Source organism: Enterococcus sp. VV15, from assembly GCF_005236045.1.
Taxonomy (GTDB): Bacteria; Bacillota; Bacilli; order Lactobacillales; family Enterococcaceae; genus Enterococcus_B; species Enterococcus_B durans.
The window spans coordinates 19,434-34,218 of record NZ_QPTY01000034.1 but is presented as its reverse complement, the minus strand read 5'-3'; the positions used below and the strand labels follow the sequence as shown (position 1 = coordinate 34,218).

Genomic DNA, 14,785 nt, shown 5'->3' with positions numbered 1-14,785 from the left:
ATATAAGAAAACCCGAAAAGAAGGCACTCTCTTCGGGTTTTCGGTCTGTACTGAAATCAAGGTATTATTGGGAATCCCAGCTTAAATCATAGATGCCGTAAGGGATTTTATTCTTTATTTAAAACTTTGCAACAGAACCCTTTTATTCGCTGCGAAGGTGGATTAAATACGACTCAACGAGCAGTGGTTCAAGGAACGTTTGTTTCTTCTTATCCTGCAAGTGAAGCAAATAATGAGTTAAAAGAGAAATTAGGACTTGTTTCTGTTGTTAAAGATCAAAAACAAGTGGACAATACAATTGTGTCAAATTCGATGGATACAGTGTCGAATCATGACATTACTTCAGACGAGTATACGAACCAATCAGTAAAGAAAAGCAAAGAAATGAATACATTGAAGGAAGAAAAAGAAGTGTATTCTTCTTTTGAAAAATATTGTATTTGGTTAGTCAAAGAATGCAATGATATGTATGTGCTAATAACAGCTTCAGTCGTTTATCTGTTGGTATTGATCGGTTGTGTTCGTAGTAAGTCGTACAAATAGTCATGGTGGTAAAAACTATCAAGAATACCAAGTCAAAGTTGGTGACAAAGTAAAATAAGGGCAGATTATTGGTTATGTTGGTTCTACTGGGAACAGCACAGGTAGTCATTTACACCTTGAACTTTGTTTAGATTATAGTTTAAACCAATCACAATTGGTTGATCCAGAAACAGTCTTATTCTAAGGAATAAGGATGTTTTTATATTGCCATGAAGAAAGGGATTCATATGCTATTTTATGCAGGTCTATTTGTGGATGCTGTGTTTGGAATAGGAATAATGGCATTATTAGTTGCAGGAAAGCAAGAAGATCAATAATTTAAAAGAGAATAAAAAAATAGATTTATCTAATTTTAGGAGGAAGTTTTAATTTGAACAACCAAGAATCGAATTTATATCCTGTGAGGGATCTTGTATTAAAAGAAAAGGACTTAATTTTTACTGTCTATAGGAAAGATATTATCAAATCTCGTGTTTCAAGAAAAATGAGAAAAGGAAAGAGCGGTGTAATCGAATCTGAATATTGTTATTGTTTGTCAGAAAAAATAATCAAAAAAAAACGATTTTATCAAAATCAATTGCCAAATGCTCGATACATTAAGAAATTATGTATTTTAAATAATGAGAGAAGGATTGTTCAAGAAATTCCTATATTGAGGGTTATTCAGTCAAGAAGTGGGGCATTAAATTTTGGCATTGATCGACAAGCTTTTACGGAAAATCTAACGAGACAAGCTACAAAAAAATAAAACTCATATTATGTAACTTTTTAGGAGGTGATCATGTTGTTATTAGAACATGTATTGAAACAAGTTATTCAAGAGACCTATCCAGATAAGAAAATCTATCAGGATTTTACAATCAGGATTGTTCCTAAAGAACTAAAATCAAAACATGGACAATACATTCAAAATGATCGAAAAATCGAAATATATAATTTGAGTCGTGCGCCTGGCGCAAATTTTTTAACCGCTTTGCATGAAGTAGCTCATCATATAGAAGCTATGGATTTCGGCGAAACAGCGCATAAAGAAACGTTCTATGTTCGTTTCTATCCTTTAGTCTGTACAGCGTTAAATAAAGGATATATAAATCAAGAAGATCTTTTGTTAGATAGCCAAGATTCTTCTGACTACAAAAAGCTTTGTCATTATTATGGTAGTTCATTTGCCCAAGACTATACTGAAGCAAAACAAAGAAATACAGTAGTAGTTTCAAATGCTTATAATGCAAGTGTATTACTAAAGCGACGTGATTTTTCTTACTTGTCTGGTCAATATATATGGTTAAGAAAATTTGAGAATGAGGAACAAGCTATTAAAGAACAAAAAATTCTAGAAAGTTTTAACCAAAATTTAGATGTGAGAGTTGTTCCAGTCTTAGATCCAATATTTATTCAAACTTATTATGTAGCTGTTCCTGGTGCTTATCAATATCGAGAAGTTTTAAGAAAAGAAGGATTTATATGGAACGGGTATGGTTTTAAAAGTGCATGGGTGAAGAAGTTACCAAGTACCGATTACTTAAAAGTTTGTTCCTTTTTAAAAGAACATCGGTTAACAGGTAAAAAAGTTATCCCTAAAATGTTGAGTAATAATTAAATTAAGTGTTTTCAGTAGAAGATATCATATCTTCTATTTTTTTATAAAAAATAAAGGAGAAATGAATATGGCATTATCCACAGAACAGCGAAAAACAAAAGAGGTCGCAATGGCAATTTTAGAAGCCAACGGCCAAGATTATGATACGGCATTAGATCAGTTCCACCAGAAAATTATTTCCGAAAATCAAGAACTGATTTTAAAAAGCTTGAAAAGACAAGCAAATAACAATCAATTTCAGAAAGGACAATATAATGGAAAATAATCAAATGAATCTTTTAGAAAAAGGAAAAAAATATGGAAATTCTTCATGGGTGAAATTTAGTTTAAGTGCATTAGCAATTATTTTGCTATTTCAACTATTATTTCCCATCGATGCTTTTGCAGACATTCAAAGCTCGGTAAATAAAGCCGGAAATGAAGCGACAAAGTTAGTACGAAATGTAACTGCTGCAATCGGAACAGCGATTATTGCAGGAGGCTTTTTAGCAAACATGATGCCCATTATGGAGATTAGTCAAAAAGCGAAGATGATTATTGTTCGTGCTGGAGTCTCTATTCTAGGGATTTCATTCGCGGCACAGTTAGTCGATTGGATTATGTCTATTAAATAGATTGAAATGAAAGTTGGTGAGAATGTTGATTGAAGTTAAGATTGAGGAATCTAATGCCGTACGAATTAGAAAAGAATGCTATTCGTATGTGGAATTTGAACAACTTTCAGAAGAATTACGTCCAGAAAATTCAGTGACTTATCTTTTGGTACAAGATAAAAAAGTCTTATATCAAGGGAAATATCAATGTGTTTCAGGGTTATCTTTTCATGAATCAATCCATTATAGTATTGAGCAAATGATTCAATCAGGCACATTAAAACAGCGTAAAGGACAGAAATTGTTGGAGTTGTTAGATCGAGAATTAGCTTTTCCTGGTGGAACTCAACCTTCGTCTACTTCAGTTTCTTTCACACCCTCTTCTGAAAAGAAGAACAAAAAATACTTTTCTCTCAACCTTGTTTCTTTGCAATCTTTTTTTAAGATTCATTGGAAAAAAATAGGTATAGGAGGAAGTATTTTTTTTCTTCTTTTTATTGGTATTTTGTGGAGTTCAACTCAAAAAATTAAGACAAACCAAATCGATTCTTATCAAACATTAGTTGATAAGAAAGAATATACTGTAGCGTTGAAAGAATACCCACAAAAAGAAGAAGTGTTAGTAAAGCAACTTTATAAAGAAAAAAACAAGGAAGAGCTTTCTACATTAGCAAAAGAAGGAGAATCACACCTTGCTTTATTTTATTTGCTCTTTTTAGAACACCAGTGGGAAAAAATCACAGAAATGACTGATTTACCTGTGAATGAAGAAACACAAGGTATGCTCGGATTTGCTTATTTAAAACAAGGAAAAATCGAAGAAGCAGAACTAATCAATCAGGAAATTAAAAGTGAGGTATTAGAAGAGCAGATTCAGTTTGCGAAGAAAGAAGAAGCATATCAAGCTATTCATGAGAAAGATATAAAAAAAGCAGAAAGAATCAATCAAGAAATTCATGACGAAGAATTAACTGAAGATATTTCTGTGGCTAAAAGTATTGTGAATTTGTTAGAAAAATACAAAAAAGACAAAGAAGATACAAAACTTTCCGAATCTGAACGTAAGGAAGCAGAAGAAAACTATAAACTTTGGGAAGAAAAATTAAAACAATTAGGAGGAGTTTCAAATGACGAATCAAACAACGAACAATAAGGGTAACGGGTTTCAATCGATTCCGAAAAAATGGTGGCTGATCGGATTATGTTCTTTTTCTATTTTGGGAGGTCTAGTGACATATGGTTATCAGTCTGCGAATCAACCAGAAAAATCTGTTGCAAAATCAGAAACTGTTTCTTCTCGTCCTAAGAAATCTTCATTATGGGAAGAACAGATTAAAGAAGAAGGTAAAAAAGAAAAGTCATCTGAAAATAATGAAAAAAGTACGGTAGATAAAATTTTAGGTGTACTTACAGGAGACAAAGAAGATTCTCAAACGATTTTTGGAATTAAAGTAGCAGACAATAACAAGAAAGATCGAACGAATTTAATTGGTGAATTAGCTAAAGCATTAGATGTACAAGAAGCTAAGGAACAAAAACGAGAATCTATACCAAATGGTGAGAATAAGAACGAATCTTTATTCTTACTAACAGATAAACAACAATCATCCAAAGAAGAAATGCTTGATTTATCAAAACCTATTTTGCCAGATAAAAAACCAGAAGTCATTTTACCTGAAAAACCTGAAAATTCTGGGACAGATGAAGAAAAACCAGTCAATCCAGATATACCTGTTTTACCAGATAATCCCAATGTACCAGTAGACCCTACTCCAGATCCAACACCTGATGAACCAAAGCCACCAGTTACACCAGAAGAACCAGATCATACACTAGACCAACTTATTGCTACGAATAAACTGGAGTTAACCACTGTTAAAAATAAAGCAGATCATTTAAATCAATCATTGAAACAAGTGAAAAAAGAATTAGACCATTTGACAACAATTGAAGAAGAAACTACACAAAATGCTGAAAAAGCAACAAACGAATGGCAAAAAGTTTCTGATTTAGTCAATGAATACAATCGTTTATCGCAGGAAATTAAGAAATTAATTGAAGTCGATGGTAAAGTGTTGCCAATCAATTATGACTTATATCGTGAAACGTATGAACAATTGAATCAAAAAGTGATTGAAATTAAAGAAGCACAGAAACAAGCTAATCAAACGACCACACAAATGAGCGAATCAGTTCAACAAGCACAAGAAACAGCCAATCGGTTACCAGAAATGAATCAACAATATCAAGATTTACAAACACAAGTTTCTACAACTAACAATGAGATCCAAACAACAGTATCTAATGCGCAGTCGAACGAACAAGTAAGCAATGCAGTACAGAATGAAATCAACCAAGTGACACAAGCTTCAGAAGCATTAGATACAACTAATCAAGTGGTAGGTAGCCAAATAGAAGAGAGTCAACAAACGGATTATCAACCTGCTTTGGAACAAGCCAATCAGGCTGTCGAAACGGTAACCAATGAGGCTAACAAACAAAATAGCGCTGTAGATTCCGTTCTAAGTGATTTTCAATCATTGCCTACTGTAGAAGAAGTGGAAGCTCCTTCTACGCCTGAAACAGCTCCAGAAACGCCAGAAATGATCAATCCATCGTTAAATGAACAAAATCAATCAGAACCTTCAATGAACACAGATACAGGTGATCAATCTTCCATTTTGCCAGAAGTATCTTCTTTGGATAGCGGCACGCAAATAGGAAATGGAGAAATCGTATAATATATTTGAATAGGCAGCAGAGATCATTGAAATATCTAACTTATATAGGTTTTGAAAAAGTGGCAGAAGATTTGATTATGACACCTCATGGAAATATACCTGTTGAAAAGATTTTTTTATTATTATCATATCGAGCTTACGCCTTTTACTGTGACTGTTTCAAGGGGTTCATATAAATTGGCTTCATTTTATCGATGTATATTGAATCTAACACTTAGTTTTCTAGTTTTCTATCTAAGTATAAATGGAATGATTGAAGAACAAAACATTTTACGGTATTTAGGTCTTGCCCTATTGTGTTCATTGCTAATTATCGTTGAAGCACCAACTTTATATGCAATGTTTAAGAAACCGAAAAAACTATTTTTGAATTATCAAAAGAAAGGAAAAGGATGAATGGTTTTAAGTAAACAGAAAATTAAAGAAGAACTTCATAAAATAGATTTACGTGAAATTTATCGTCGTTATTGTGGTGAAACCGAACTAATGAAAAAAGAGTTTTATATGATTAAAAATTACGATGAGACGCATACTTTAGAAGAAGCGATTCAACTTCGCATTGAAAGTCTAAAGGAATATCAACAGATTCGTCAAGAAAAATGTAAAGAAATGGAAATTAAACAGTTGGTTGATTTAATCGGTCATGAAGAGTTGGGACAAGAGTATTTAGCAACAGAATATGAACAGATGGAACAATATATAGATAATAATGAAATGGATGAAACAGTTTCATTTCAACCGTATGCTTTTGATTTATTTTATCAAAATGAAAGAGAACGTACATGAAACATTCAAAATTTTGGAGAAGAGATTTAGTTGGTACTCGATTTTGGCGTGACCCTACACGCATACCCTACAAGCATATTGAACGTTATCTTGGACAGAAACGTGTATTGTATCCTTTATTTGTTAGTTTGTTCATTTTTCTATTTTTATTTTCCAACTACATTGTATCTTTACCCAGTATTCTTACTGAAGTCTTTCCAAATGGACTTTTTGGAGAATGCGACTGGAAAAATGCGTTTCAGTTAAAGTTTTTCTTTCAGTTACCTAAAACCAGTACAGGGTGGCTATTTTTCTTTTTGATTTCCTCATTTTGTACACTTCTATTTGGGTACAAATTATACAGAGTTCGTAAAAGCTTTATGCCATTAGAAGATGTTATGACTGCGGCGACGTCTCGTTGGGCAGATGGAAAGAGTGAATTAGATTATCAGTATCCAGTCATGCCTACAGATGACATGGAGGCTTATGATGGGCCATCAGGTATGGTTGTAGGGACTTCACCTCGAACAAGTGAAGATCAGGAGTTAAATAGAGTTCGAGAATATATCTCTAGTGAACCAACTAATGTAGCCATTGTTGGGGAAACTCGTGTTGGTAAAGGGGTCTTTGGTGTTGAGAAAGCGATTGATGGATTTAGTCGAACAACAAATATGAAGGAAAAACGTTCAATGAACATTCATGATCCTTCTGGAGAACTTTATTTAAAATGGAAAAAATTATTAGAAAAAAGAAATTACAAAGTTAGATTGTTGAATTTAAATGATACAGCTGTTTCAGACACAACGAACCCTTTAGCTTTGGTTGTTCATTACTATAAACAATATTTATTTGGAGACACAACAATTGCGAGAGATCGAGGACTCGATCAAGCTCAAGCAGAATTAGCTACTTTATGTTATACCTATTTTCATGATCCAAATGCGAAAGAACCTTTTTGGCAAAATGCTGCCACTGCTTTATTTACTGCTGGATCATTGGCATTAATTGAAGAATCTTTATTGATTCAACGAGAAGAACTTTCCAATATGTATACAATTGTTAATATGATTGCAGAAATGAACAGTGATCAAATTACTACTGAATCTCATCCTATGATCCAAAAACATACAGATGATTTAAGAAAAAGAAAACAATTATTCAGTAAGTATAAGGGAAAGTCAGTATTAGACTTCTATTTCCAAGAATTACCTTTAGATCACCCTGCTCATTTGGCTTATTTAGATATTTTAGCTTCTGCACCTGCAAAATCAACCATTGGTAATGTTGTTACACATATGTTGACGAATTTAAAAGCATTTCGTAGAACAGGAAATGCTAAGTTAATGGCTCAAAACTCAATCAATTACATGGATTTAGGGTTTGGAGAACAACCAATGGCTGTTTTTGTGGTTGTTTCTGACCAAGATAAATCGAATCACGAGATTGCGGCTAATTATTTCGATCAAAGCTTTAAAGAATTAACGAAAGCGGGATTGAAACAACCGAGTCGTAAATTACCAAGACAAGTAGTTTTTCTTTATGAAGAAGCAGGAAATATGGTTAAAATTCCTGAATTAGCAACCAAAATGACTGATGGATTAAAAGTAGGACTTAGTCATGTAATTGTATTACAAAACTATGAACAATTAGATAAGTATGGTGACGACGCGAATACGATTATTGCAAACTGCGGAAATACAATTGTAGTTAAAACAAAATCAAAGAAAACAAGAGAAATGATTGTTGAAGACTTAGGGAATCGAGCGAACCTTTCACTTTCACGTCAAGGAAAGATTGCAGATAGTGAGAAAACACTCACTGATTCTATGGAACGTATCCCTATGTTAACTAAAGATGAATTATCTCGTTTACCTTTTGGACAAACTGTTGTGATTCGAAGTATGAAAACTCACGATTTAGCAGGGAATGTTATTGAAAATATGTATCCTATTTACAATCGTGGGGAAACAAAAATGCTAGAAGCATGGAAATATCTTCCGTATGAAGAAAGTACCTGGGACGAAATTGAGGAAGAGTATCACAATGCGCCTCATACACAAATTCAATTAAGTAGTTTACTTTATTTGGTTGATCCTTTAATGATTCAGGAAAAAGAAGGAAGAAGACAAGCGATTATTGAAGGGAGAGATTTTGAAGCAGAGAAAGCTTCAGCAATTGAAGCAGAAAATCAGTCAGTCGAAGAGGGTTCTGTACGTGTTTCGCAAGGAAAATATGTCGAACCAAAAGTTGAAAATTCACGTTTGGAAGAACTAGATACAATTTTTGACGTGTATTTTACGGAAGACGTTCAACAACAACGAATACAAGAATTAGATTTAGCAAGTCCATTAAGTTATTTCTTTAAACAGAAATTGAAAAAAGATGTACGAGTTTTTTGTGAGTCACAAGAAAATCCACAACGAATGGAGGAGGAATATGAACAATTGCTTCAAGAAGGAACGATTAAAGATATTAAAAAATGGTTAGCCAATGTTGGTAGAGAACCTCTTTATGAACGTATGATTCAAAGCGTTGAAAATAATGGTTTTACTCAAATAGGAGGGGAGGAAAAATAAATGCCGTTTATTCTATCCAATGTTGTGACTAATTTTCTCTCTGGAAATGGTGCAACAGTGATGTCTAATGAACAACTGTTAAAGTTGTTAAATGATAACTCTGGTTATCTAACACAAGGAAATCCAATTTGGGATGCTTTACGACCAATAGGCATGAAGATTGCGGAAGGTGGAGCCTGGGTCTTAGATGGATTATATGGCGTGATGGGTAACCTTTTAAATTTGTTAAATATTTTCGATAATCCAGCTTTCACTGAGCTAATGCACAAAATTGATCCATTAAAAGGATTTCTTTTGTTGATGGCAGTAGTGGGCTTTTTTATTTTATTAATGTTTAACAAAGTAAACGGAGCGACACAAGCACCTTTAAATTTATTACTGATTTTGTGTTTAACATTGATGGCTCCAGCATTGTGGTCAACGGCTTCAAGCATGACACAGGACGTATTTAAAGCCATTAATAAGGTAGACCAGAGTCCAGGTGAGTCGATTATTTTAGAAAATACAACAGATTTAGTAGCTGTTGCAGAAGAAGGTTGGAAGTTAAAAGATGGAGAAAATTTGAATCATTACAAGCATGCTAAACAAATTGATATGCAAGAAAAAATTGAGAAACCTGATGATGTTAAAAATGGAGAGGTTTTTAAGAAAGAAATCGAGACAGATTCTAAGGGAAAGGACTCATTAGTAGATATTGAGCAACCAAGTGGTTTTGCGGCTTGGTTGTCTAAATTCTTTTCACCAAATTATTATCGAAACAAAGTCCATTTCTTTAATATTTATTTGACTGAGTTTGTTTCAATTGTTGCATTAGCGATTACTTCCTTCAAATTCGCGATAATCATTGTCAAAATGTATGGCGATTATGTTTTGTTAGTCAAAGGTGGTTTAGCAGATTTCATGGGTATGCAACGAGTGAAAGCTGTTTTTTCTGAGTTAGTTGGTAGTTTTGCTTTGTTAGTCTACGTGCCAATTCTTTTTCAAATATATATTGTTGCGACAGTTTATATTAAGTCGATGAATTTTGATTTCTTCACTTACATTATTGCGATGGCAGGTGCTGCATGGGCATTGATCGATGGACCAAATGGATTTCAACGTGTGACAGGAATCGATGCAGGTTTGAAAGGAACGGCTGGTGTGATGATGGCGGCCTTCAGTGGATCAAAACTTGCAAGAGGTGTGAAAGATTTTGGTTTAAGTGCGGCAAAATCTGCTGGTGGTGCATTAGCTGATGTTGGTGCTTTTGGTTTAGGAATGTCATTAGCTACTGCTGGTGCAGGAAATAATGGCAATGGAAAAGGATTGAAGGGGATTAATGACATGATGGATGGTGGTGATTCGGATTCAGAAAATAAGGAGGAAGATGATTCTAAATCTAATAAAGGCTTTAATGAGCAAGCACGAGAGAAAGACCAATCAAAAGATTCGAATGATTTACAAAATCAAGAATCCTCTGAAAATGAAGAATCGTCTACAGAATCAGATGGTGTGGGAGAAAACACACAAGAAACACAAGAAACTTCTGAATCTTCCTCTGAATCTTCAGATTTTGATAGTTTGGAATCGCTAGAACCAACTGAAGCAGATATTAATTCTGATTCTCCACTGGGATTCAATGAAATGGCACGTCAAGAGGCTGAAGAATCAGAAGAAACGACCAATTCAGATGATTTAAATTCTTATTCATCTGGAAATGAAGAAGCTCATTTATCAGCTAATAATGAAAAAGAGACTGGTTTCAATCAAGAGTCTGACGATCCAAAATCTCCTAAAAATGAAGAAAAGCCAAAACGAACATTTTCTGCGAAGTCTGACCGATTAAATCAAGAATTGTCTCAACATAAGAAAAATAATCCATTAAAACAAGCAACTAAAAATAAAGTATTTGGCTATGGAAAAGAAGATCCTAGACGTTATCATTCTTCGTCCTTTATGAGTAAACGTCGAGATGCTTATGATCTCGGAAAAGATTATGGGCAGTATCGCCAACAAAAACGAAGAATAAAAAGCGAATTTAAAGAATCTAAAAAAGACGCAAAGAAAGAAGAATAAGTGATTATATTGGTATTTGATGAAGAACTCTATTTATCAATAGGGTTCTTCAATTTTTACTGATAAATGAAAGGAATGAACAAACATGTTTACTCGACCTAACCGAATTACGGATACGATGCGTGTCGGAGGTGTTTATACTTTAATGGATGCCGCTGTATTTTTTGGTGTATTACTTTATGGTTGGAATTATATTGCAGCTTTAGTTTATCCATCTTTACGCTTGTGGTTTCGCCTATTTCTTGTAATGGTAACTATTTTTTGGATGTTGCCGTCACCAATGAAACCAAGTCAAAAGAATATTACAACGCTTATTGACCTTTTAAAGAAGGATTTAACGATTTATTATCCTGATACAATTTATTCTACACAAGAAGAAGCATTTGAAGAAAATAAACAAATATTGGAGGCAGAAAAATGATCATTGATGACTCCTTAAAAAAGGAAACAGGAAAGAAAAAAAAGAAACTTAAACCAAATTATAAGCTATCAAATAGTGTTTTGAAACTGATGAATCATGTATCTATCATTGAAGAAGATTGCATTGTCACAAGAAATGGATTTACAGACTATTTACTACTAGAAAACTACTCCATTCGTAAAGAACCAACGGAAATCCAACGTCAAGGGATTCAAAGCTATGTGGATTTTTTCCGAAGTATTACATCAGATATTAAGTTAATTTTTATGGGATATGCGGCGGATACAACCCAACAAATCGATTACTTGTATGAGCGTTTCCCTAAAGAGAGTAGCGAGTATATTAAAGAGCAACGAGAGCATAAAGTGTGGGAACTTGAACAATCACAGTCGCTTTTGGAAGATATTGTTTATATTCAAATTTTTGGTGAAACACGAGAAGCTTTAGAAAATGCTCGCTCAGAAGTGTTACACAGTGTGAATAAGTATATTCATATTCATCCGATTTCAGTGGCGCAAAAGAAAGGATTGCTTTACCAATTATACAATTTAGGCGATCGTCCTCCACAATTTGATGATACTTTGTCAGACCCTGATTATTGTAATAAGGCGAAAGAAGATTGGAAGTTTATGAGTGAAATCATGCCACAAACGGGAATTACTTTTAAGGGGAATTGGTTTAGCCAAACAGGAAGAAATTATATCGGTGTCTCTCATTTGTATAAGTACGCAAAGAAAGAATTTTTTTATTGGGGAGAACAAATTTTTCGGCAACCAGGAGTGATTACAACAGTTGATATTTCTCACTTGGGTTTATCCAAAATAAAAAAAGAGTTGAATAAATCCATTGGAGAGAGTCGTGACAATGCAAGAAAGGGATTCTCAGAAGACATTCGACAAGAAGCAGGTATTGAGTATCAATTACTGAAAGAATTGATGGAAGAAATGATTACAGGTAATGAGAGCGTGAAAGAAGTGACGACACGTTACTACATTTCAGGAAAAACAAAAGATGAAGTTCAACAACAAGCAGATAAAATCAATCAACGGCTTGCTCTTAGGGGATATAAATCTTCATTCTTTTTAGGGGAGGAAGACACAGAGTTATTAGCACTTTATCGATCACATAAAGAACAAAAGCAAGCGAAAAATCGTCAAGGGAAAGAGTTGACGACGAATGATTTAGGTACAAGTTATCCATTGAATTATAGCCAATTAATTGATCCGAGAGGACTTTACTTTGGTCGAACAAATACAGGTGGATTGGTTATTTTGGATATGTGGCATAAGGATTATATGCGTCTTTCTTATAATTTTGTTTTACTAGGTATTCCTGGCTCTGGTAAAAGCTCAACATTGAAAAAAATTGGTAGTCACAATCATTTGTTAGGTAACTATACGTATTATTTTATGGCTAATGCTGAGAATAATCGTTTTATGAAAGCTTATGATGGTCTATCGCTAGACGCTTCTGGTCGTGATGGAACAGTAAATCCTTTCCAAATTTTTGCGACAGTTATTAATGAATTGACTGGTGAAGTAGATGAGCAAGAAAGTTACAACGTTAGTAAGAATAAATTAAAAATTATCTTCGCAAATATACATGGAGAAAATGATCCTGAGTTAAATACGTCATTGGATATGTACATTGATTTGTTCTACGAAAAGTGGTTTTCTGATCACCAAATGGTATTGGAAAATGCCACTCAATATGAAGCGATTCAATATCCTTTGTTGGAAGATTTTTTTCGATTTATTCATGATGAATTATATGAAGAAGAGAAGAAAATTCGTTCGTCACTATCAGAATTTGAAGCCAAAAGGTTAGATAAAATTCATTCTGTTAGTCAAGCAATGCTACGATCAGATGGAAAAATTTTTAATCGTCATACTACTTTAAATTTTGAAGATTATTACTCTGTTTCATTTGATTTAAGTAGTTTATTGAATAAGGGAAAAGCAGTATTTAATGCTCAATTTTATAATCTTCTTTTCTTAGTATGGAATCTTGCAATGACACGAGGTATGAGAGAAAAATATTTTGTAGATAATCATTTGAAACGTCCAGAAGAAGCGATACGAACCTTGCTAGTGATTGATGAATTTCATAATATTACACGACAAGAAAACATGGATGCCATTGATTTACTTGATAGATATGAGCGAGAAGCACGTAAAGCTTTTGGAGGATTAGGATTAGCTACTCATGATATTTCAGACTTATTTTCTAAAGGTGCATCTGACAATTTTAAGGAGAAAGTTCGTAAACTTTTGAAGCTGTCTACTTACACTTTTATCATGAAACAAGACCCAAGTTCGATTGATGAACTAAAAGATTCTTTCAAAGAAACACTACGTGAGAGCGAGTTAGAAAGTATTCCTAATCTCAATCAAGGGCAAGCAATTTTAGCAATCAAAGGGAAAGGAAATTTCCATTTGAATATTGATTTATCGAAAGAAGAAATCGAGATTTTTGCCGGCGGTCATTAATTTAGAAGTTTATTTTTTTGAGAGGAAGGTGGAAACTTATCGTTACTTTTATTCAACAAAAATGGAAAAAAACGAAACGATTTTTTGTCGAGCATGCGGATCAATTTTATCGTATGGCTCTTTTTTTTACGTTAGGAATGGTCTTATTTTTTTCAGTACCTTCCATTCTTTTAGGGACAGAAAAAGATTTAGCGGACACGCCTATCGGTGTAAATCATAGTCTTTCTTTGAATGATTTAACCCTCACACAATTGGAACGAGGCTATAACGAAAAGACACATTATGCTGAAATACTATTGAAAGCAGATGGAACAATTCCAGAGGGTGGAAAGCTAGAAATGATTGCTTCTGAATCAAAAACAGAACAGGAAATTCCTCATCATTTAATTCGCCTAACTGAAAATTATTATTTAATTCAGCTTTCTCATATTCCAGAAAATTGGAAATCAATTGTCATTGATATTGGAATTGTTTCTCCAACAAATCCTGACTTCGATCCAAAAAGTATTCAAGATTTATTTGAAAACTATGGTCGAAAAGAAGTCGATCCAGATGAAGAAACAGTCCAAGGTGCTTTGTTTATGAATCGAAAAAAAGTACCAGAAGATTCACAGGCAAAACCACAAAATGAGGATAAATATTTGGCGAAATGTTTAGAGTTACAAATCGAAGAATCAGAAAAATTAATCAAAACAAACAAAGATTTAATTCGTCAAAGTCAAAAATTTATTGAAGGCATTGAGGGTGAAATTAAGGAGTTAGAAAACGAAAAGAAATACGAAACAAAAACAGAAATTGAGGAAACAGATCAAGAAATTCAAACGAAGCAATCACAAATTAGTGAGTATGAAACAAAAATTACTGAAGCAGAATCTAACAATGAGGAATTGCAGGAGAAGATCCAAAAGCTTCATGAACAAATTCAAGATTATCGTAAAAAAGAGTATTGAGTTTTGTCGATTTATCTCAAAGTATAGCTCATAAATAATGTTAAACTGCTAA

14 protein-coding genes and 1 pseudogene are annotated in these 14,785 nt (G+C 33.5%); all 15 read left to right on the top strand.

Translation table 11 applies throughout. The features are described from left to right. Window positions 1–183: 183 nt before the first annotated feature. The 15 genes and pseudogenes from DVW83_RS11495 to DVW83_RS11425 all read left to right on the top strand — a co-directional run bounded on the left by DVW83_RS11495 (window position 184) and on the right by DVW83_RS11425 (window position 14,733). Window positions 184–543: a hypothetical protein gene (locus DVW83_RS11495; RefSeq protein WP_137239405.1), complete on the top strand. Its 360-nt coding sequence runs from the start codon at window positions 184–186 to the stop codon at window positions 541–543. A gap of 19 nt (window positions 544–562) precedes the next feature. Further along, a pseudogene (locus DVW83_RS15610) lies at window positions 563–727 on the top strand (M23 family metallopeptidase); the annotation flags it as partial. 25 nt (window positions 728–752) lie between these two features. Continuing rightward, window positions 753–860 (top strand): DUF3789 domain-containing protein, encoded by a 108-nt coding sequence (locus tag DVW83_RS11485; protein ID WP_238699416.1) that lies wholly within the window; start codon window positions 753–755, stop codon window positions 858–860. A 53-nt stretch (window positions 861–913) separates the two neighbouring features. Further along, window positions 914–1,291 carry a hypothetical protein gene (locus DVW83_RS11480; protein ID WP_123863201.1) on the top strand — a complete coding sequence of 126 codons (378 nt, stop codon included), beginning with the start codon at window positions 914–916 and terminating at the stop codon, window positions 1,289–1,291. 33 nt (window positions 1,292–1,324) lie between these two features. After that, window positions 1,325–2,143: a hypothetical protein gene (locus tag DVW83_RS11475; protein ID WP_123863200.1), complete on the top strand. Its 819-nt coding sequence runs from the start codon at window positions 1,325–1,327 to the stop codon at window positions 2,141–2,143. A 67-nt stretch (window positions 2,144–2,210) separates the two neighbouring features. Beyond that, a complete protein-coding gene (locus DVW83_RS11470; RefSeq protein ID WP_123863199.1) occupies window positions 2,211–2,408 on the top strand; it encodes a hypothetical protein in 198 nt (65 codons plus the stop codon). Further along, window positions 2,398–2,757: a hypothetical protein gene (locus DVW83_RS11465; protein ID WP_123863198.1), complete on the top strand. Its 360-nt coding sequence runs from the start codon at window positions 2,398–2,400 to the stop codon at window positions 2,755–2,757. Before DVW83_RS11470 ends, DVW83_RS11465 begins: the two co-directional genes overlap by 11 nt. A 25-nt stretch (window positions 2,758–2,782) precedes the next feature. Next, on the top strand, window positions 2,783–3,889 hold the full coding sequence (locus DVW83_RS11460) for a hypothetical protein (RefSeq protein WP_161569458.1): 1,107 nt from the start codon (window positions 2,783–2,785) through the stop codon (window positions 3,887–3,889). Continuing rightward, complete coding sequence (locus DVW83_RS11455; protein WP_137239403.1) at window positions 3,864–5,477, top strand: hypothetical protein; 1,614 nt, start codon at window positions 3,864–3,866, stop codon at window positions 5,475–5,477. Before DVW83_RS11460 ends, DVW83_RS11455 begins: the two co-directional genes overlap by 26 nt. A 396-nt stretch (window positions 5,478–5,873) precedes the next feature. Then, window positions 5,874–6,263 carry a hypothetical protein gene (locus tag DVW83_RS11450; RefSeq protein WP_123863195.1) on the top strand — a complete coding sequence of 130 codons (390 nt, stop codon included), beginning with the start codon at window positions 5,874–5,876 and terminating at the stop codon, window positions 6,261–6,263. After that, entirely contained in the window at window positions 6,260–8,818 is a 2,559-nt protein-coding gene (locus DVW83_RS11445; protein WP_137239401.1) for a type IV secretory system conjugative DNA transfer family protein, read from the top strand. The genes DVW83_RS11450 and DVW83_RS11445 overlap by 4 nt, the downstream gene beginning before the upstream one ends. Next, window positions 8,819–10,873, top strand: coding sequence for a pLS20_p028 family conjugation system transmembrane protein (locus DVW83_RS11440; protein ID WP_137239399.1), 2,055 nt, complete (start codon window positions 8,819–8,821; stop codon window positions 10,871–10,873). 85 nt (window positions 10,874–10,958) lie between these two features. Beyond that, window positions 10,959–11,294, top strand: a complete 336-nt coding sequence (locus DVW83_RS11435) for a DUF5592 family protein (RefSeq protein ID WP_137239397.1) — start codon at window positions 10,959–10,961, stop codon at window positions 11,292–11,294. Beyond that, complete coding sequence (locus tag DVW83_RS11430; protein ID WP_137239395.1) at window positions 11,291–13,783, top strand: VirB4 family type IV secretion system protein; 2,493 nt, start codon at window positions 11,291–11,293, stop codon at window positions 13,781–13,783. Before DVW83_RS11435 ends, DVW83_RS11430 begins: the two co-directional genes overlap by 4 nt. Window positions 13,784–13,800: 17 nt before the next feature. Next, window positions 13,801–14,733, top strand: a complete 933-nt coding sequence (locus DVW83_RS11425; RefSeq protein ID WP_137239393.1) for a hypothetical protein — start codon at window positions 13,801–13,803, stop codon at window positions 14,731–14,733. The last annotated feature ends 52 nt before the right edge of the window (window positions 14,734–14,785 follow it).